Here is a 19625-nt window from a genome sequence, read left to right as displayed (position 1 = left end):
TCCCGGGGGCCTTTCTGCTTCCACAGACTTGTGCGCCCCGAGACCTATATGTGGGCCCGCCCGCGTCGGCATACGCTGAGAGCCGCCGCTACGAGCACTGTCGGTGCGACGATCCACTCCAGGAACATGTCGATGGGGATGATGGGTCCGACAACCGGGCATTGATTTCGGAACTGCGAGTAGAAGCCGCCCTGTACTGCCGTCAGAGCCGCCAGGCCAATCCAGAAGAATGTCCACGGCGGGCTTGTTGTCGGTCGGGCGCCGCTCGTCTTGCGCATCCGCGAGGTGCCGACGGCCAGCCCGATTGCCACGGCGGCAGCGGTGCAGTACACGATCCACCAGCGACAGGGATCGAAACCGAGCTGACCAACGATGATCGCGAACGGCAACATGATGCTCAGAGTTGGCAACGCCACGTCTCCGATGGACTGTCGGTTGATCATCTCAGAAGCCTATTGACGTAAGCGAAGTCGGTTCAGCGCACAACTACCTACCGGGAGTCCGCAATTTCACGTGCGTATCCGACCGTTCGGGTGCTGACCGACCGATATGAGCCTCGCTGTCCGGGGTTTCCTGTGCAATAACTGTCCGCTCACGCGATGATGTCCGGATGACCGTTGCCAATTCCGAATCCGAGACGCCCGACGCCGGATACTCGCGGGGCCTGTCTGCCCGCACGGTGCAGATGATCGCCATCGGCGGTGCCATCGGTACCGGCCTCTTCTACGGCGCCGGCGGCGCGATCGAGAAGGCCGGACCGGGGCTCATCCTGACCTATCTGGTCGCCGGCCTGGCGATATTCGTGATCATGCGTGCACTGGGTGAATTGCTGGTCTACCGGCCGGTCTCGGGCAGCATCTCCGAATACGCCGAGGAATTCATGGGACGTTTCGCCGGATTCGCCAACGGCTGGACCTACTGGGCGGTATGGGCCACCACATGTATGGCCGAAATAACCGTCGCAGGTGTGTATATCCAACGGTGGTGGCCGGGCATTCCACAGTGGGTGACCGCGCTGGTCGTCCTGCTGATCCTGTTCGGGGCCAACCTGATATCGGTGAAAATCTTCGGTGAGGCCGAATTCTGGTTCTCGATGATCAAGGTGACGGCGATCCTGGGCATGATCATCATCGGCGTCGGTGTACTACTGCCCATTTCGGGCTTGGGGCCGGAGACGGGTCCCTCCGTCGCGAACCTATGGAATGACGGTGGCGTGTTTCCGACAGGCTTCAGCCAGGCACTGTTGAGTCTGCAGATCGTGGTGTTCGCATATGTCGGTGTCGAGCTCGTCGGCGTAACGGCAGGGGAGGCGGAGAACCCGAAAGTTACGCTGCGCAAGGCGATCAATACACTGCCCTTCCGCATCGGGTTGTTCTACGTGGGCGCGCTGATCGTCATTCTGTCGATCCAGGGCTGGCGGAACTATCACAAGGGCGAGAGCCCCTTTGTTGCCGTATTCGAATACCTCAACATTCCGCAGGCTGCGAACATCGTGAACTTCATCTTGCTGACGGCCGCGCTATCTTCCTGTAATTCCGGTATCTACTCGACCGGCCGCATGGTCCGCAGCCTCGCCCAGCGCGGTGATGCCCCCGCGGGCCTGCAGGCATTGAGTTCGCGCCACGTCCCGATGCTTGCCATCTGCTTCTCGGCGCTGGCGATGGGTATCGGGGTATTCGTCAACTGGCTCTCGCCGGACAAGGCATTCGCCTACATCACGTCGGTGTCGACTATCGGCATCATCTTTGTGTGGGGTTCAATCCTGGTTTCTCACATGATCTATCGGAAGCGTGTTGCCGACGGACTACTGCCCGCGTCGGACTACAAACTGCCCGGTGCGCCGGTGACCAATATCCTGGCGCTTGGCTTTCTGGCGCTGGTGGTATTGCTCTTGTTCTTCACCGAGGACGGCCGAACCGCCATCTTGGTGGGCGTGGTGTGGTTCATCATCGTGGTGCTCGGCTACTTCGTGCACCACGGTGAGCCAGCGCATCGGGAAACACAGGACGCCTAGGCGCGGTCAATATCGAGCCTGACTTCGACCATCACCCGATCACCGGGCCCCTTGCCCAGCTGAGCCTGAATGTCCTTGCGTACTCCGAGCACATGTCGGCCTCCATACGGTGCCAGGGATCCCGTATAGGGAACCGAGCCATCGAACATGACATGTACCGGCACTCTGATCCTGACGCCGAAGCTGTCGAATGCGGAGTACGGGAATTCCACGTAGGCGCCGGGGCCCTCGGGCTTCTCGATCGTCGCCTCAAACGTGATGGCACCGGGGTCGCGATAGTCCACCATGGGACCGAGCGTAGGCCGTCCGGGCCACAGCAAACTATTGGTTCGCGCGTTTCATATAGTGATGATCATGTCGGGGAGAACGCGCAACACACCTAAGTTCGATTTTCGTCGCCTTTTCGTGTTGCTGTTCACGCCGCTGTTGGTACTGGGCCCGTGGGTGACCAATAGCCCCGTCTGGTTCTCGTTGTTCTGTACGGTGTTTTTCGGCCTTGGCTGGCTTGTGACGCTGCGCAACGGAGACCTGCCTGCCTACCGCCGGAACCCACCGGCCGAATACTGGATGGCCGCGCCGTGGCAGTGGCGTGTAGATGGCCGCGATCACTCGGGTGTCCGTATACCGTTGCGGTACAGCCCGGGTCCTCTCGGGATTGCCGTGCTCGCAGCCGTCGGTCTGGCCCTGCTGGCTCCCGTCGTGATGCGCGTCGCCGCTGACGGTGATGTCTTCGCACATCCGGCAACCGGTGCGCATACGCCCAAGGAGGGTACGGCCTATGCGGTGGCCTTCTACGGCAGTCTGGCCTTCGGCATTGTCGCGCTGGGTGGGGCGGCGAAGTTTCTGATCGATCTGCCGGTACCGAGGCGCAGTGTGCTGCTATCGCATGAGGGCTTGTGGGTGCCGGGGCAGCAGGTCTTGTCGTGGACGGAGTTAGGTGGTGTCAGCGAAACGGACCGAACCCGAAGTCGTGTCAGGTACGGCGTCCTGGGCCGGGACGGCGCGCAGCTTGCGCTGTCCACCGAACCTGCGGCACTACCGTTGCATGTGGTAGTTGTTGGCCTGCAGCATGATCCGATGTTGATAGCGCGCTTGCATCAACGCAGAGCGGCCGAGGATGTCAACGCTCTGATCCTCGGCCACGCCGACGGTGACACCGCGTTTTAGGAGCGCACCAGCTCGTCGATCTGGTTGATCGCTGAGGAAGCTCCCTCGATGACACCCATATCCAGTACCTGCTGCAGTGCCTCGGCAGTCTCGAAGGTGCTGACATAGGTCGCCAGGGTACGGCCATCCTTCTCGACGAATGTGTACACATTTCTCGAAGTAGGCATATTGTCAACGGGATTCAGCTTGTCGTCGGAGAAGCCGTCGATAAACTCCAAGCTGTTAGGTTCGTAGATGGCGATGATCTCCCACCAGCCCGCGTATCGTTCGCCGTCCGGTCCGGTCATGTAGTAGTTCGCGCGGCCGCCTGGCTTGAAGTTGTGGTCGACGAATGTCGCGGGGCAACTCGGAGGGCCCCAAACCTTTTCGAGCTGGCGAGGATCCGCATAGATCTGCCATATCCGCTGGATGGGTGCCTCGAATTCGGCGTTGATGACGATGGTACGAGTATCGATATCGTGGGTTACGTTGGTAACAGGCATGATTCAATCCTTTGATGGTCTGTCGCGGGCTATGAGTTCATCGATCCGGGCGATCCTGCCGCGCCAGAGCTGTTCCAGCTCGGAAAGCATGGCGCCGACAGAACGGACGGCTTCCACGTCACCGCTGGCCAGCTGTTCCCGGCCGTTGCGCCGCTTCGTGAGCAGCCCGGCCTTTTCCAGCACGGCGACGTGCTTTTGCACGGCGGCGAAGCTCATGTCGTAGTTCGCCGCGAGCGTCGAAACCGAGTGTTCACCGGCCAATACGCGCCGCAGGATGTCGCGCCGGGTGCGGTCGGAGAGCGCATGGAACATGGCGTCGGCCTTGTCCTCATCCGCGTCGGTCACACCTCAAATATACAACCATTTGGTTGTATGTCAATCGGCTGGAACCGCCGGCATATGGAATGTGCGACTAGAACGGCCGGACTATGTCATACCTACTGGTCGCGACCGTGTCGATGTTGGTATCGGCGCCAAAGGCTTTGACGCTGTCGAGCATCGCTATCACGCGCTCGCTCAGCTGTTGTTGATCTGAGGCGCCATACCAGGCCAGCGGATCGGTGAGAGCGGAGATCGGGAACTGCTCGAATACGATGGCCGAGATCACGGGTGCTTCGGGGGTAATGGCCCGCACCACCAGATTCTGTTCATACCCGATCGTCGACTGTAGGTCGAGCGCATTCTGCGTGTGCACGCCCTGCCACTGCTGGCGCCAGCGATCGAATGACATGTCGGTGGGCCTGCGCAGCAGCGCAATGTTGGTGAAACCTGTTGATCGCGTGTCATTTTCGGTGTCCGGAGAGGGGAGAGGCACCGATTCGGTAACGAGGTATCCGTGCACTGCCGCAGAGGTTCGGGATAGAACCGTGGCAATCTCGCGTATCTCGGGTCCGTACGACTGCTGAACCCACACGCTGACTGCTGCGGCGAACGGAGGATCCAGGGTTACTAGGCGCAGGTTCGCCGCCCTTACGGAGCCGTCGTGCACGCACACGCTCAGGCCGTGCACACCCGCCGCCGGGATCTTGTCGATGGCCGCCGTCCGCAATCGCTCGGCCCACGCGTCGGTGGTGGCATCGGGCGGTTGGCGCAGCACGAAGACGACCTTCTCCACGACTTCTTTCTACTTCATGGTCCCTGGGAGAAGGCTATGTGAACAGATCTTGTGCAGTTGTCGTGGAAATGTAACACTGAATACATGGCCGATACGCATGTCGTCACCAACCAGGTTCCCGCGCTGCGCGACTACAACGCCGCGACCAGTCCCGTGTTGATGGAAGCACTCATTCGTGAGGGTGGTCAGTGGGGTGTCGACGAGGTGCTAGAGGTGGGTGCGCTCAATGGCACTGACCGGATGCAGCGCGCCGGGGAGTTGGCAAACCGGAACCGCCCGGTGCTGCACACGCATGACCGATGGGGCCACCGCGTCGACGAAATCGAGTTCGACCCGGCCTATCACGAGCTCATGCGGGAGGCTGTCGCCCATGGGCTGCATGGCGCGCCCTGGGCCGACGAGCGTCCGGGCGCCCACGTGGTACGCGCCGCGAAGACCGGTGTGTGGACGGCCGATCCCGGCCACATGTGTCCGATTTCCATGACCTACGCGGTGGTTCCGGCGCTGCGTGCGAACCCCGAACTTGCCGCCGTCTATGAGCCGTTGCTGTCTAGTCGGGTATATGACCCGGTGTTGGCGGTGCCCACTGCCAAGGCAGGTCTGACGGCGGGCATGTCGATGACCGAGAAACAGGGCGGCTCGGACGTGCGTGCGGGAACCACCACCGCCACGCCGAGCGCCGACGGCAGCTACACGCTGGTCGGACACAAGTGGTTCACCTCGGCGCCAATGTGCGACGTGTTCCTGGTGCTCGCCCAGGCGCCGGGAGGCCTGTCATGTTTCTTCCTGCCGCGAGTGTTGCCCGACGGCAGCCGTAACCGGATGCGGTTGCAGCGCTTGAAGGACAAGCTTGGCAACCACTCGAACGCGTCCTCCGAAGTTGAGTACGACGAGGCGACCGCGTGGCTGGTTGGTGAAGAGGGCAAGGGCGTCAAGACCATCATCGAAATGGTCAACATGACGCGCCTGGACTGCACGCTCGGATCAGCCACCAGCATGCGTACGGGTGTCGCGCTGGCCATGCATCACGCCCAGCACCGCAAGGCCTTCGGCGAGTACTTGATCGATCAGCCCCTCATGCGCAACGTGCTCGCCGATCTGGCGATAGAGGCCGAGGCGGCAACCATGGTTGCCATGCGGATGGCAGGCGCCACCGACCGTGCTACTCGCGGCGACGAGACCGAGTCACTGCTGCGGCGTATCGGCTTGGCCGCCAGCAAGTATTGGGTATGCAAGCGCGCCACCCCGCATGCCGGCGAAGCGATGGAATGCCTCGGCGGCAACGGCTACGTCGAGGACTCGGGGCTGCCGCGTCTCTATCGTGAGGCTCCGCTGATGGGGATCTGGGAGGGGTCCGGCAATGTGAGCGCGCTGGACACGCTGCGGGCCATGGCCACCAAGCCCGAATGTGTCGAGGTGCTATTCAAGGAGCTTGCCCTGGCCCAGGGGCAGGACGAGCGTCTGGATCGCCACATCAATGGATTGCATTCGCAGCTCAGCGATCTGGAATCGGTGACGTATCGTGCCCGCAAGGTCGCCGAGGACATCTGTCTGGCGCTGCAGGGGGCGCTACTGGTCCGTCATGGCCATCCGGCCGTCGCCCAGGCGTTCCTGGCCACCCGTCTGGCCGGTGATTGGGGTGGGGCATTCGGGACTCTGCCCACAGGGCTGGACCTTTCCCCGATCCTGGAGCGCGCCACCGTCAAGTCGGGCGACTGATGGTGGACACCTTGAAGACGATGACCTACGAGGTCACCGATCGAGTCGCGCGCATCACCTTCAACCGGCCCGAGCAGGGCAACGCCATCATCGCCGACACTCCGCTGGAACTGGCGGCACTCGTTGAACGTGCCGATCTGGATCCTCAGGTGCACGTGATCCTGGTATCCGGCCGGGGGGACGGGTTCTGTGGCGGCTTCGACCTCAGTGCCTATGCCGAGGCCAATGACGAAGGGTCGGTGCGGTATTCAGGTACCGCGCTGGACGGGCAGGTGCAGCTGCGCAACCACCTGCCCAACATCAATTGGGATCCGATGCTCGACTATCAGATGATGAGCCGGTTCACGCGCGGCTTCTCCTCGCTATTGCATGCCAACAAGCCCACCGTGGTGAAGGTGCACGGCTATTGCGTGGCGGGCGGAACGGATATCGCATTACACGCCGACCAGTTGATCGTCGCCGCTGATGCCAAGATCGGATACCCGCCTACGCGGGTGTGGGGTGTGCCCGCCACCGGACTATGGGCGCACAAGCTCGGTGATCAGCGTGCGAAACGCCTTCTACTGACTGGTGATTGCCTGTCGGGCAGGCAAGCCTACGACTGGGGTCTGGCGGTCGAGGCACCCGAGCCCGACGAGTTGGACGAGCGCACCGAGCGGCTGGTCGAGCGGATCGCCGCGATGCCGTTGAACCAGCTGATGATGATCAAGCTGGCCTGCAACTCTGTACTCATCAATCAGGGGATTGCCAACAGCGCCATGATCGGCACAGTTTTTGACGGTATCTCCCGGCATACACCGGAGGCTCACGCGTTCACGGCAGACGCCATTGCCAACGGCTATCGGCAAGCGGTCCGGCACCGGGATGAGCCGTTTGGCGATTACGGGCGTAAGCCCACCGAACTGTAGCGAGATGGACAACCCGGTCGATCATCACCCGATGACCGCACGTTCGGTCATCCTGAGCCTGCTGCTGGGCGCGCACCCTGCGGAGCTATCGGTGCGTGAAATCCGGGCATTGACAACCTTGTTCGGTATCAGCGACACCACTGTGCGGGTGGCGCTCACCCGCATGGTCGCCGCCGGGGATCTTGTCAGAACCGAAGCCGGATACCGGCTTGCTGAACGCCTACAGGCCCGTCAGCTTCGGCAGGACGAGGCGTGTGATCCGCATCGGGGCTCATGGGACGGCACCTGGAAGCAGCTGGTGATCACCAGCGTGGGCCGTGATGCCCGCGACCGCAATGATTTGCGAACCACCCTGCGGCAGAGCCGTTTCGGAGAATTCCGGGAGGGTGTGTGGTTGCGCCCGGAGAATCTGGAGGTGGATCTGCCGCCGTCGGTCACCGACCATGTGTGGATTCTGCACACCAGGACCGACCGTCCGGAAGTGTTGGCCGCGCAGCTGTGGGATCTGACCGGGTGGTCCACGTACGCGACGGCGCTATTGCGGTGGTGGGACCAGGCCGAGGCGATCCCGGCGCGATTCGTGCTGGCCGCTGCGATGGTGCGGCATCTGCTGGCTGATCCGGTATTGCCGGACGAGCTCTTGCCGGCTGATTGGCCTGCTGACGAAATGCGTGCCCGTTACCGGGAATTCAAGGATGAGCTAGTGACCCTGCGGGATACCGCCGAGATGGAAGAAGCCTCGCTATGAGTGAAGAGATGCAGCCGGCGGTCCGGGTGGAGAAGGCGGGCCCGGTGACAACGGTCATTCTCAATCGGCCGCATGCGCGCAACGCCGTCGACGGGCCGACCGCGGCGGCGCTGCTCGCGGCGTTCACCGAGTTCGACGCGGATCCCGAGGCGTCGGTGGCGGTGCTGTGGGGTGACAACGGAACCTTCTGTGCTGGAGCTGATCTCAAGGCGATGGGGACCGACCGCGGTAACGAACTGCACCCGCATGGCCCAGGTCCGATGGGCCCTTCGCGGTTGCGGCTGTCCAAACCGGTGATCGCGGCGATATCGGGGCACGCCGTCGCCGGCGGGATCGAGCTCGCGTTGTGGTGCGACCTTCGGGTGGTCGAGGAGGACGCCGTGCTGGGTGTGTTCTGCCGGCGTTGGGGCGTTCCGCTCATCGACGGTGGCACGATCAGGCTGCCGCGGCTGATCGGGCACTCGCGTGCGATGGATCTCATCCTGACCGGGCGTCCCGTCCACGCGAATGAGGCGCTGGACATCGGGCTCGTCAACCGCGTGGTCGCGCGTGGTCAGGCGCGTGAGGCTGCCGAGACACTGGCTGCCGAGATCGCTGCCTTCCCGCAACAGTGCGTGCGTGCCGACCGTGATTCGGCCATCGCGCAGTGGGGGATGGCCGAGGAAGCGGCACTGGACAACGAGTTTGGCAGCATCGAGCGCGTCGCAACGGAGGCGCTGGAGGGTGCGGGTCGGTTCGCCGCGGGTGAGGGCCGGCATGGAGCCGGGGTCTGACACACCCGGCTCCAGGCACCGACACACTTCGCACATATCGGTGACGCGCAAGACGCGGACGTACTGTGGACACCGTGACTGTGCGGATGCTCCCGGTTTCGGCCCTGGTCATCGCCGCAGCGGTGCTGGTCGGATGTTCGTCCCGGCCCTCATCCGATGGCGACGGCGACGGCGGCTCGCCCGACGCCCAGGTGACCACGGTGCCCGAGGTGAACAACGGTCCCGGCAAGGGTTTCAAACTCGGAGACTGCGGCGGTATGACCGATGCGGAAGTCAATGCGGCGGTGGGTGTTCCGGGCCTCAAGCGCGATGTGGACAGTCTGCTGGGCTGCCGGTGGTCCACCGGGCCGGGAACCGGCGACACATCCATCTCGCTGTACTGGTACCGGGGTAGCTCGGCCCAGAAGGAGGCTTCGGTCGCGCGAAATCTCGGACATACCGTCGAAGCGGTGACCACCAAGTCCTACCCCGGCTACCGGGTCAGCAACGTTGGGTTGTGCGAGCTGTCTGCGGGGTCGGGACCGGATTTCCTGCACTGGTCGCTGCAATCGAGCGCGGTCAAAAATGATCCGTGTAAGGCCGTCGAGACCCTGATGGACTCACTGCTCGGCAAGGTGGGTAAGCAATGAGAAAGATCTTCGGCACCCTGGCTGCTGTGCTGCTATTGCTGGCGGCACCTACCGGCTGCGCACACACGGTGGACGGTACCGCCGTGGCCCCGGGCGAGGGACTGTCGTCCAACGAGCGGGGCGAGAACGACAAGCTGGATCCGTACGGATTCGCCAACGGCCAGTGTGGTCCCCTCGACGAGAAGACCATTGTCGAGACCGTGAAGGCCGCCCAGATCTACCAGAATTTCTTTGGTGCACTGTGCTATTGGGTTGCGGCAGACGATGCCGGAAACCTCATCGACCTGTTGTACGCGTACTACGAGGGCGGCGACGTCGAACGTGATCGCACGTCCGCCGACGGTATGGGGCAGAAGACCGCCGACATCACCATCAACAGCCGCAAGGGATTCACCAGCAGCGGCCCCGGTTCGGGCTGCGGTGTCACAGTGCCGGCCGGAACCGGTTCGCTGACCTGGTGGGTTCAGTACCGCAAGGGCGGAGACAGCTGTGCCGCCGCGCGCCAGCTGGTCGAACACATCGTGCAGACGGTGTTGTGAGCCAGAGCTAGGAAGCCTTCTGAATGGTGTTGTTGCTTCCGTAGTTGTTGACCTTGGGTTCGCCTGTCTTGTACGTGAGCTTGTTCCCGTAGCCGGTGACCGTTACCTCGGTTTTCAGTTCGCCGAACGTCACCGTGTTCGAGAAGCCCGAGACGGTGACCGTCTCGCAGGGCCCGGTGATGGTCAATGTGTTGTTGGCGCCGGTGATATTGAGGCTTTTGCCCGCTTCGCAGGTCGCGGTCGTGGTCTGGCCGAAGTACCCGATGACGGTCTCGTCCCCGATGTTGACCTTCGCCGACGTGGGGGTGCTGGCGCTCGGCGAGGTGCTGGTGCTAGTGCTGGTGGACGGCGGGGTCCAGGTGCCGGGCGTCGGATTACTTGAGCCCGGTTTGATGATGCCGCAGCCGGCCAGCCCGACGGCGGTAACGGCGACGGCTAGGGCGACAAGGGTCGGGCGAGTGCGGTACATGCTCTCAAGTATCCCGGCGAACTCTCAAGTATCCCCGCGAATCCCCGTGAATCCCCGCGTATCCCGTGTATCCCGGTAAATCCCCGCGCGAACATGCCCAAATATGCGGTTTTGGGCGCATTTACGGCACATTTGAGCATGCTCGCGCGGGGAGCGGGGAGCGGGGAGCGGGGAGCGGGGAGCGGGGAGCGCGGGGAGCGGGGAGCGGGGAGTAGGGAGTGTGGCAGGGTCAGCCGGGCACGCGGTCGATGAAATTCATCATGCCCAGCTCGCGCCCGCGGTCGATGATCGCGGGTTCGCCGGACTTGTAGAGCACCTTCTGGTTGAAGCCGTAGACGGTGATGTCGTTGACCACGTTGTCGGCGATGATCGTGTTGTGCGAGCCCTGTACCGAGATGGCATAGCAGCTGCCCAGGGCGGTGATGACGTTCTGTGATCCGTTCACAAAGACCGTGGAGTCATTGCAGTCGATGGTGGTGACCAAGCCGTATTGAGTGATGTGGGTGTCGCCGTTCTTGGCCAGTCGGATGTTGTCGGCGAGATCCGGGCCAATGGTGTGTGAGCCCGTCAATGCGGCGATACCCGCAGTCACCAGGACGCCGACCAGCATCGGCCGCCCCGCAGAAACTAGAACGTGTTTCATTTCACGGTCCTGATCACCCGATGAGAATAAGCCACGGCACGCCACAGCAGGTTCGATGGGCAGACAAACGCAAAGGTGGTGGTGGGGGAGATAGGGTCATAGCAGGCCATCTGCCCGGAAGGCCGCATCAGTTAGTCCTGGACTAGAACGACTCACCCCCGAAGGCGGCCCCACGTGACGACCGAGCCCGCAACCGCGCACCGCAGAACCCCTGCGCGGGCAACGAGGCTTAACCGGGACGCCGTCGTCAACGCCGCACTGTCGTTCCTGGATCGGGCGGGCTGGGATGCGCTGACCATCAACGCGCTGGCCGTCGAGCTCGGGACCAAGGGGCCGTCGCTCTACAACCACGTGGACAGCCTCGATGATCTGCGGCACGAGGTCCGCGACCGGGTGCTGGCCGAGATTGTCGGCATGCTCCACACCGTGAGCTCGGGGCGCAGCAGCGAGGACGCGATTCTGGCGATGGCCGGCGCATACCGCAGCTACGCGCACCACCATCCCGGCCGATATGCCGCGTTGACGCGGATGCCGTTCCTCGATGCCGTGAACCGCCCGACCATCGACGCGCGCGAGCTGGCCAAGCCGGCGACCGAGGCCATCGGTGTCTACGGGCTGAACGAGGACACGGCCTTCCACGCCGGTGTCGAGCTGTGGGCGGCGATGCACGGTTTCGTGATGCTGGAGATGACCGGATTCATGGCCGGTATCGAGATGGATCCCGATACCGCGTTCGCGGAGATGGTGCACCGCTTCGCCTCGGGTCTGGCCGAACGTAAATAGCCATGTTGCTCGGGTGTTGGTGAGCCGCCGCCTACCAGCGCTTTGTCGCTGGTAGGCGAGTTTGTCTCACTGTGATCAGCCCTGGTATGGTAGGGCGCTGTGCCTGGCCAATGGCCACCGCTGGTAGCGCCGGTGAGGGTCAAATAAGGCGCCAGGTCAATTCGCATGCCCAGAGGGTGAAGGAGTTTTTCTTCGCGGCCGCGGTGCGTGCGACACGCCCGGCCTCGGGATACCGAACTGGGCGAAAAACGCAGGACAACAGGGCCTTTAGATGGGCTCACAGTGCTAGAGCCCAGTAGTAGCTAGAGAAGAAAGCCGGTACATGCCAACCATCAACCAGCTGGTCCGTAAGGGTCGCCGGGACAAGATCGCCAAGGTGAAGACCGCGGCCCTGAAGGGCAGCCCGCAGCGCCGTGGCGTCTGCACCCGCGTCTACACCACCACTCCGAAGAAGCCGAACTCGGCGCTCCGGAAGGTGGCCCGTGTGCGCCTGACCAGCGCGGTGGAGGTCACCGCTTACATCCCGGGTGAGGGTCACAACCTGCAGGAGCACTCGATGGTGCTCGTGCGCGGCGGTCGTGTGAAGGACCTCCCCGGTGTGCGCTACAAGATCATCCGCGGCTCGCTGGACACCCAGGGAGTCAAGAACCGCAAGCAGGCTCGCAGCCGCTACGGCGCCAAGAAGGAGAAGAGCTAATGCCACGTAAGGGACCCGCGCCCTCACGTCCCCTGGTCAACGACCCGGTGTACGGTTCGCAGCTGGTAACACAGCTGGTCAACAAGGTGCTGCTCGACGGCAAGAAGTCCATTGCCGAGCGCATCGTGTACGGCGCTCTGGAGCAGGCTCGCGACAAGACCGGTACCGATCCGGTCGTGACGCTCAAGCGCGCCATGGACAACGTCAAGCCCGCCCTCGAGGTGCGTAGCCGCCGCGTCGGTGGTGCCACCTACCAGGTGCCGGTCGAGGTCCGCCCCGATCGCTCCACCACTTTGGCCCTGCGCTGGCTGGTGACCTTCTCGCGCGCTCGCCGTGAGAAGACCATGGTTGAGCGTCTCGCCAACGAGATCCTGGACGCCAGCAATGGTCTGGGCGCCTCGGTGAAGCGTCGCGAGGACACCCACAAGATGGCCGAGGCCAACCGGGCGTTCGCGCACTACCGCTGGTGATTCCGGGGCCGCGGAAAACCCGGGGCCTGGACCGTCTATAGACAATCCATCCGAAGCGAAAGAGCGGAAACTTCTGTGGCACAGGACGTGCTTACCGACCTGAACAAGGTTCGCAATATCGGCATCATGGCGCACATCGATGCCGGCAAGACCACCACGACCGAGCGCATCCTCTACTACACCGGTGTGAACTACAAGATCGGTGAAACCCACGACGGTGCCTCGACCACCGACTGGATGGAGCAGGAGCAGGAACGCGGCATCACGATCACGTCCGCTGCCGTCACCTGCTTCTGGAACGGCAACCAGATCAACATCATCGACACCCCCGGGCACGTCGACTTCACCGTAGAGGTGGAGCGCAGCCTGCGTGTGCTCGACGGTGCCGTTGCCGTCTTCGACGGTAAAGAGGGCGTTGAGCCGCAGTCCGAGCAGGTGTGGCGTCAGGCCGACAAGTACGACGTGCCGCGTATCTGTTTCGTCAACAAGATGGACAAGCTGGGCGCCGACTTCTACTTCACCGTTCAGACCATCAAGGATCGGTTGGGTGCCAAGCCGCTGGTCATTCAGCTGCCGATCGGCGCGGAGAACGACTTCGAGGGCATCATCGACCTGGTCGAGATGAACGCCAAGGTGTGGCGTGGCGAGACCAAGCTCGGCGAGAGCTACGAGACCGTCGAGATCCCCGCCGACCTCGCCGACAAGGCCGCCGAGTACCGCAACGAGCTGCTTGAGACCGTTGCGGAATCGGATGAGGCGCTGCTGGAGAAGTACCTCGGTGGCGAGGAACTCAGCATCGATGAGATCAAGGCCGGTATCCGTAAACTCACCGTCGCCAGCGAGCTGTACCCGGTGCTGTGCGGTAGCGCGTTCAAGAACAAGGGTGTGCAGCCCATGCTCGACGCGGTCATCGACTACCTGCCGTCGCCGCTGGACGTCGAGTCGGTCAAGGGGCACGTTCCTGGTCACGAAGACCAGGAGATCGAACGCAAGCCTTCGACGGACGAGCCGTTCTCTGCGCTGGCTTTCAAGATCGCCGTGCACCCGTTCTTTGGCAAGCTCACCTACGTGCGTGTGTACTCGGGCAAGATCGAGTCCGGCGCGCAGGTCGTCAATGCCACCAAGGGCAAGAAGGAACGTCTGGGCAAGCTGTTCCAGATGCACGCCAACAAAGAAAACCCGGTCGAGACGGCCGCCGCGGGTCACATCTACGCGGTCATCGGCCTCAAGGACACCACCACCGGTGACACCCTGTGCGATCCGAACAGCCAGATCGTGCTGGAGTCCATGACCTTCCCGGACCCGGTTATCGAGGTGGCCATCGAGCCCAAGACGAAGACCGATCAGGAGAAGCTGGGTACTGCCATCCAGAAGCTCGCCGAAGAGGACCCCACCTTCAAGGTGAAGCTGGACCAGGAGACCGGCCAGACCGTCATCGGCGGCATGGGCGAGCTTCACCTGGACATCCTGGTGGACCGCATGCGCCGCGAGTTCAAGGTTGAGGCCAACGTCGGTAAGCCACAGGTGGCCTACCGCGAGACCATCCGCAAGAAGGTCGAGAACGTCGAGTTCACCCACAAGAAGCAGACGGGTGGATCGGGCCAGTTCGCAAAGGTCATCGTCACCGTCGAACCGCTGGTGGATGCCGAGGACGGCGCCACCTACGAGTTCGAGAACAAGGTCACCGGTGGACGCGTGCCCCGCGAGTACATCCCGTCGGTCGACGCCGGTGCCCAGGACGCCATGCAGTACGGCATCCTGGCCGGCTACCCGCTGGTGAACATCAAGGTCACGCTGCTCGACGGTGCGTACCACGATGTTGACTCGTCGGAAATGGCATTCAAGATTGCGGGCTCGCAGGCACTGAAGAAGGCCGCGCAGGCCGCGCAGCCGGTCATCCTCGAACCCCTCATGGCTGTCGAGGTCATCACGCCCGAGGACTACATGGGCGACGTGATCGGCGACCTGAACTCCCGCCGTGGCCAGATCCAGGCTATGGAGGAGCGCAGCGGTGCTCGTGTCGTCAAGGCACAGGTTCCGTTGTCGGAGATGTTCGGCTACGTCGGCGACCTGCGGTCGAAGACTCAGGGCCGGGCAAACTACTCCATGGTGTTTGACTCGTACGCCGAGGTTCCGGCGAACGTGTCGAAGGAGATCATCGCGAAGGCGACCGGGGAGTAAGCGAAGCGAACGACCCAATTGGGCTTGCGCGAGTAGGTCCTAAGATCGCGCCCCTGGCGCAAAACTGTAAGTAACAACAACAAGAGTCCAGGAGGACACAAGTGGCGAAGGCGAAGTTCGAGCGGACGAAGCCGCACGTCAACATCGGGACCATCGGTCACGTTGACCACGGCAAGACCACTCTCACTGCAGCTATCACCAAGGTGCTGCATGACAAGTACCCCGATTTGAACGAGGCGTCGGCCTTCGACCAGATCGACAACGCTCCCGAAGAGAAGGCTCGTGGTATCACGATCAACATCTCGCACGTGGAGTACCAGACCGAGAAGCGTCACTACGCACACGTCGACGCCCCCGGTCACGCTGACTACATCAAGAACATGATCACCGGTGCCGCCCAGATGGACGGCGCGATCCTGGTGGTTGCCGCGACCGACGGTCCCATGCCGCAGACCCGCGAGCACGTGCTGCTCGCCCGTCAGGTGGGTGTGCCCTACATCCTCGTCGCGCTGAACAAGTCCGACATGGTGGACGACGAGGAGCTCCTGGAGCTCGTCGAGATGGAGGTCCGGGAACTGCTGAGCAGCCAGGACTTCGACGGCGACAACGCTCCCGTCGTGCGTGTCTCGGCGCTGAAGGCGCTCGAGGGCGACGCCGAGTGGGGCAAGACCGTTGCCGACCTGATGGATGCGGTTGACGAGTCCATCCCGGATCCGGTTCGCGAGACCGAGAAGCCGTTCCTGATGCCCGTCGAGGACGTGTTCACCATCACCGGTCGTGGCACCGTGGTGACCGGTCGCGTCGAGCGCGGCGTGATCAACGTGAACGAGGATGTCGAGATCGTCGGCATCAAGGACACCACCACCAAGACCACGGTCACCGGTGTTGAGATGTTCCGCAAGCTGCTGGACCAGGGCCAGGCCGGCGACAACGTCGGTCTGCTGGTTCGTGGTGTGAAGCGTGAGGACGTCGAGCGTGGCCAGGTTGTGGTCAAGCCCGGCACCACCACCCCGCACACCGAGTTCGAGGGCAGCGTCTACATCCTGTCCAAGGACGAGGGTGGCCGCCACACGCCGTTCTTCAACAACTACCGTCCGCAGTTCTACTTCCGCACCACCGACGTGACCGGTGTTGTGACGCTGCCGGAAGGTACCGAGATGGTTATGCCCGGTGACAACACCGACATCTCCGTCAAGCTGATCCAGCCGGTCGCCATGGACGAGGGTCTGCGTTTCGCCATCCGTGAGGGCGGTCGCACCGTCGGCGCGGGTCGCGTCACCAAGATCATCAAGTGATCATCTGGTCGCTCTAAGGAACGCCAAGAAAACGGCGCTCACCCTTCGGGGTGGGCGCCGTTTTTCGTGGTGTGCCAACCTCGCAAAGTCGGCGTCGGGCGGGGTCCCTCAGCGCGCAAAGGCGTGCCCTGCGGTGTTGTTGTCGTGCATGGTGTACGTCGAGCTGACCTTGGCACGTTTCTCGATCAACTCGGACAAAAGATTGTTCACCCTGCTGGGGTTGGGGTTGAGGGCATCCAGTTGACGACGCACCAGACCGATGCCGGGGAGCCTATCCACCACCGAGGTCGCGTTGGCGTTGACCGTGGCCGCCCTGCTGAACAGCCAGCCCGAGAGCCGATGATTGACGCCCGCGAAGGTGGTGTCGCGGAAGAATTCGTCCATCGCCGCCGGCCCCATCAACATGGAGCCCGGACCGGCGATCACCTCGGCGAAGAGACGCCGGACCGGGCCCGTGCGCGCGCCGGACATCCCGGTGGCCAACGCCTCGACCAGCTCGACGCGCCAGCGCGAGGCGTCGCCGGAGCGTGCCAGCAGGTAGTCGAGATTGCGCATGGCGTCGATACCGGTCCGGGGCAGCAGGTCCTCGGTGACACCGAACATCAGTGCCCACCGCAGCAGGTAGTGCCACACATCATCGATCTCCCGGAGCGTGCACGACCTTCCGAGGCGGTAGTCGACAAGGAGCGCCCCGAGCATCGCCTCGATGAAGCCGCACATGGAGGCGTTCGAGATGGGTGCACCGAACTGGGCGAAATTGTCCTCACCCCACGCGCTGCGCAGACCTCGCCGAGCTAGCGAGTGCACGAGCCGCACCCGCATGGTCAGCTTGATCTGTTCGGAACCGGGGACCAGGCCGTCGCGATCGAAGATCATCGAGAAGAACCGGTTGGTCTCGGCCAACCGCTGGGCGCTTTGATAGCGGAATCGGCCGGTGGCTCCGGTCGCCGCCGACACGTCCGAGTTCATCACGGTGTCGAAGACCGCGAAGGTCGCCATGACGGCGGTAGTCGCCGTTGTCACCTGCCGTGCGCGCTGCCGGCCTCGCTCCGCCTTCTCGGGATCCCACCACGGCGGGACGCGATAGGCGTCGGCGAACAGTGCCCGCAGTGCCTCGGGAGGGTCGCCCAGGCTATCGATGCCGTGCTCGACGGCCTGCTCGAACAACGCGCGGGCCTCGGCGGAACCGAGTTCGTGGAACAGCTCCACGACGGCATCCATCAGCTCGTCGCCCTGCCACATGTGATCGTCGAACATGCGAGTCGCAGGGGTGGGGGTCACCTCGTCTTCGACGTCGAACCAGGGGTCGAACAGGTAGTGCCGACAGTGGCTCCATATCCAGCCGAACTCGTTCTTGCCCTCGGGGATCGGCCGTAGGTCCATTCCCGGGCGGTAGTAATAGTCGAACGGGTGCGGATCGCCTGACTGTGGTTCGTCGACCACGATGAGCTTGGGCATCCGAGCGCCTCCTGAGATTTACGTTGACATCATTGACAACGTGCATTGTCAATATTAGGCCGCCGGAGAGGGGCTCACAAGAGGTGAGGTTCCGGTCTAGCGGGCAAAGGCGTGCCCGGCCGTGTTGTTGTCGTGCATGGTGTAGGTCGAGTTCACCCTGTTGAGCCGCTCGAGGAGGCCGAACGCCGGATTCATCATGGTGCTCGGGTTGGGGAGCAGTGTCCCGTAGACGATCCTGCGGGCCAGGTGCGTGCCGGGCACCCGATCGCGGACCGCGGCCAGTCGGGCAGCCGCGGACATCGCGGCGTGTAGGGCCATGCCGGGGAGCCTGCGGGGGAGCCGCTCATAGCTGGTGCCGCGGACGAATTCATCCATCGCCTTGGGGCCCAAGAGGACCCAACCGGGTGCGCCAATTCCTGCCACGAACATCACGTCGCTGAGCAGCTTCCGGAAACGCTCCATGGGCACGGGGGCGATGACGGCCGAGGGCAGTGCGGACAGCACTTCGACGAGTTCAACGCGCCAGCGTGAGGCATCTCCCGAGCGCGCCAGCAGGTAGTCGAGATTGCGCATGGCGTCCGCGCCGGTCTTGGGGCACATCTGCTCGGTGATGCCGAAGAGTAATGCCCAGCGCGTCATGTAATGCCAGGCGTCATCGAGCTCGTCGAGGGTGCACGGCCGTCCGAACCGATGCTCGATGAGCATCTGCCCCAGTGATTCGGCCTCGATGAATCCGCACATTGACGAGTTGGAGATGGGCACACCGAAGTCGGCGAAATTATCCGGCCCCCAGGCGGAACGAAGGCCTTTGCGGGCCAGGGAATGTACGAGGCGCACTCGCAATGTCATCTGCATCTGCCATGAGCCGGGCCGCATGGCATCACGGTCACGCAGTGCCGCGAAGAAGCGCGCCGTCTCGAGGAGGCGTTGTTGACCCTGGTCCCGGAAGCGGCCGGAGGCGCCGGTGGTGGCCGATACGTCCGAGTTCATCACGGTGTCGAAGACGCCGAAGGATGTCATCAAAAGCATTGTGGGTGCGGACATTTGATTGAGGCGCACGCGCCCGCGCTCTGCCTTGGCCGGATCCCACCAAGCCGGGACCCGGTATGCGTCCTCCAGGAGGACGCGCAGCTCTTCCGGAGGGTCGTCCAGGGACTCGATGCCGTCGGTGATGGCCCGTTCGAAAAGGGGCCGTGCCTGCGCGGATCCGAGCCGTTCGAACATGACCACCACGGCATCCATCAACTCGTCGCCTTGCCACATGTGGTCGTCGAAAATGCGTGTGAGCGGGGTCGGGGTGACGTGGTCCTCGACATCGAACCAATCATCGAACAGGACGTGTCGGCAATGGCGCCAAATCCAGCCGAACTCGTTCTTGCCCTCGGGAATCGGCCGCAGATCCATCCCTGGCCGGTAGTAGTAGTCGTATGGGTGTGGCTTGCCGGGGAGCGGTCGATCGACTGCGGTGAGCTTGGGCATGCGAGTGCCTCCTGTCGGTGGTGCCGGCATCGTTGACAACATCCATTGCCAATTTTA

At 63.2% G+C, this 19625-nt stretch carries 22 protein-coding genes; 13 read left to right on the top strand and 9 right to left on the bottom strand.

From position 1 onward, the window contains the following. Positions 1–44: 44 nt before the first annotated feature. Positions 45–443 carry a hypothetical protein gene (locus MAB_RS19590; protein ID WP_005112073.1) on the bottom strand — a complete coding sequence of 133 codons (399 nt, stop codon included), beginning with the start codon at positions 441–443 and terminating at the stop codon, positions 45–47. A gap of 167 nt (positions 444–610) precedes the next feature. Between MAB_RS19590 and MAB_RS19585 the strand changes: the two genes are divergently transcribed. After that, positions 611–2014 (top strand): amino acid permease, encoded by a 1404-nt coding sequence (locus tag MAB_RS19585; RefSeq protein ID WP_005112071.1) that lies wholly within the window; start codon positions 611–613, stop codon positions 2012–2014. On the opposite strand, the gene MAB_RS19580 is transcribed toward MAB_RS19585, so the two are convergent. Beyond that, positions 2011–2301 (bottom strand): DUF1905 domain-containing protein, encoded by a 291-nt coding sequence (locus MAB_RS19580; RefSeq protein WP_005080416.1) that lies wholly within the window; start codon positions 2299–2301, stop codon positions 2011–2013. The two genes, MAB_RS19585 and MAB_RS19580, sit on opposite strands and share 4 nt — an antisense overlap. A gap of 58 nt (positions 2302–2359) precedes the next feature. Between MAB_RS19580 and MAB_RS19575 the strand changes: the two genes are divergently transcribed. Next, positions 2360–3181, top strand: a complete 822-nt coding sequence (locus MAB_RS19575; protein WP_005112070.1) for a hypothetical protein — start codon at positions 2360–2362, stop codon at positions 3179–3181. Here the strand turns inward: MAB_RS19575 and MAB_RS19570 are convergent. The 3 genes from MAB_RS19570 to MAB_RS19560 all read right to left on the bottom strand — a co-directional run bounded on the left by MAB_RS19570 (position 3178) and on the right by MAB_RS19560 (position 4777). Next, positions 3178–3663: an SRPBCC family protein gene (locus MAB_RS19570; protein ID WP_005112067.1), complete on the bottom strand. Its 486-nt coding sequence runs from the start codon at positions 3661–3663 to the stop codon at positions 3178–3180. The genes MAB_RS19575 and MAB_RS19570 overlap by 4 nt on opposite strands. 3 nt (positions 3664–3666) lie before the next feature. Next, complete coding sequence (locus MAB_RS19565; RefSeq protein WP_005089022.1) at positions 3667–4008, bottom strand: ArsR/SmtB family transcription factor; 342 nt, start codon at positions 4006–4008, stop codon at positions 3667–3669. Between the two features lie 67 nt (positions 4009–4075). Further along, a complete protein-coding gene (locus MAB_RS19560) occupies positions 4076–4777 on the bottom strand; it encodes a hypothetical protein (protein ID WP_005089023.1) in 702 nt (233 codons plus the stop codon). An 84-nt stretch (positions 4778–4861) separates the two neighbouring features. Between MAB_RS19560 and MAB_RS19555 the strand changes: the two genes are divergently transcribed. From MAB_RS19555 to MAB_RS19530, 6 genes are all read left to right on the top strand, one after another. Next, positions 4862–6496, top strand: coding sequence for an acyl-CoA dehydrogenase family protein (locus tag MAB_RS19555; protein WP_005112064.1), 1635 nt, complete (start codon positions 4862–4864; stop codon positions 6494–6496). Next, entirely contained in the window at positions 6496–7404 is a 909-nt protein-coding gene (locus tag MAB_RS19550) for a crotonase/enoyl-CoA hydratase family protein (RefSeq protein ID WP_005080429.1), read from the top strand. The genes MAB_RS19555 and MAB_RS19550 overlap by 1 nt, the downstream gene beginning before the upstream one ends. Positions 7405–7408: 4 nt before the next feature. Beyond that, the gene (locus MAB_RS19545) at positions 7409–8152 is read left to right on the top strand and encodes a PaaX family transcriptional regulator C-terminal domain-containing protein (protein WP_005080431.1); all 744 of its coding nucleotides are present in this window, start codon (positions 7409–7411) and stop codon (positions 8150–8152) included. Further along, positions 8149–8925 carry a crotonase/enoyl-CoA hydratase family protein gene (locus MAB_RS19540; protein ID WP_012296694.1) on the top strand — a complete coding sequence of 259 codons (777 nt, stop codon included), beginning with the start codon at positions 8149–8151 and terminating at the stop codon, positions 8923–8925. The genes MAB_RS19545 and MAB_RS19540 overlap by 4 nt, the downstream gene beginning before the upstream one ends. A 65-nt stretch (positions 8926–8990) precedes the next feature. Continuing rightward, complete coding sequence (locus tag MAB_RS19535; protein ID WP_005080434.1) at positions 8991–9554, top strand: DUF3558 family protein; 564 nt, start codon at positions 8991–8993, stop codon at positions 9552–9554. Beyond that, positions 9551–10093 carry a DUF3558 domain-containing protein gene (locus MAB_RS19530; RefSeq protein ID WP_005080436.1) on the top strand — a complete coding sequence of 181 codons (543 nt, stop codon included), beginning with the start codon at positions 9551–9553 and terminating at the stop codon, positions 10091–10093. The genes MAB_RS19535 and MAB_RS19530 overlap by 4 nt, the downstream gene beginning before the upstream one ends. Positions 10094–10100: 7 nt before the next feature. On the opposite strand, the gene MAB_RS19525 is transcribed toward MAB_RS19530, so the two are convergent. Beyond that, positions 10101–10562 carry a DUF3060 domain-containing protein gene (locus MAB_RS19525; protein ID WP_005089029.1) on the bottom strand — a complete coding sequence of 154 codons (462 nt, stop codon included), beginning with the start codon at positions 10560–10562 and terminating at the stop codon, positions 10101–10103. Between the two features lie 229 nt (positions 10563–10791). Next, positions 10792–11172: a DUF3060 domain-containing protein gene (locus tag MAB_RS19520; protein ID WP_005080439.1), complete on the bottom strand. Its 381-nt coding sequence runs from the start codon at positions 11170–11172 to the stop codon at positions 10792–10794. A gap of 207 nt (positions 11173–11379) precedes the next feature. Here MAB_RS19520 and MAB_RS19515 point away from each other — a divergent pair, with 207 nt between their 5' ends. The 5 genes from MAB_RS19515 (at position 11380) to tuf (ending at position 16631) form a co-directional block, all read left to right on the top strand. Beyond that, entirely contained in the window at positions 11380–11988 is a 609-nt protein-coding gene (locus tag MAB_RS19515; RefSeq protein ID WP_005055561.1) for a TetR/AcrR family transcriptional regulator, read from the top strand. 322 nt (positions 11989–12310) lie between these two features. Further along, positions 12311–12685, top strand: coding sequence for a 30S ribosomal protein S12 (gene rpsL, locus MAB_RS19510; RefSeq protein WP_003929602.1), 375 nt, complete (start codon positions 12311–12313; stop codon positions 12683–12685). Next, on the top strand, positions 12685–13155 hold the full coding sequence (rpsG, locus tag MAB_RS19505) for a 30S ribosomal protein S7 (RefSeq protein ID WP_005055588.1): 471 nt from the start codon (positions 12685–12687) through the stop codon (positions 13153–13155). Before rpsL ends, rpsG begins: the two co-directional genes overlap by 1 nt. Positions 13156–13230: 75 nt before the next feature. Then, positions 13231–15336, top strand: coding sequence for an elongation factor G (gene fusA, locus MAB_RS19500; RefSeq protein WP_005055595.1), 2106 nt, complete (start codon positions 13231–13233; stop codon positions 15334–15336). 101 nt (positions 15337–15437) lie between these two features. After that, entirely contained in the window at positions 15438–16631 is a 1194-nt protein-coding gene (tuf, locus tag MAB_RS19495) for an elongation factor Tu (RefSeq protein ID WP_005055596.1), read from the top strand. Between the two features lie 108 nt (positions 16632–16739). Here tuf and MAB_RS19490 read toward each other — a convergent pair whose 3' ends face one another. Beyond that, positions 16740–18089: an oxygenase MpaB family protein gene (locus MAB_RS19490; protein WP_005080443.1), complete on the bottom strand. Its 1350-nt coding sequence runs from the start codon at positions 18087–18089 to the stop codon at positions 16740–16742. A gap of 96 nt (positions 18090–18185) precedes the next feature. After that, positions 18186–19568 (bottom strand): oxygenase MpaB family protein, encoded by a 1383-nt coding sequence (locus MAB_RS19485; RefSeq protein WP_005080445.1) that lies wholly within the window; start codon positions 19566–19568, stop codon positions 18186–18188. Positions 19569–19625: the final 57 nt, after the last annotated feature.

Source organism: Mycobacteroides abscessus ATCC 19977 (assembly GCF_000069185.1).
Taxonomy (GTDB): Bacteria; Actinomycetota; Actinomycetes; order Mycobacteriales; family Mycobacteriaceae; genus Mycobacterium; species Mycobacterium abscessus.
The sequence above is the reverse complement of the archived record's forward strand: the minus strand, read 5'-3'. Positions and strand labels throughout refer to the sequence as shown.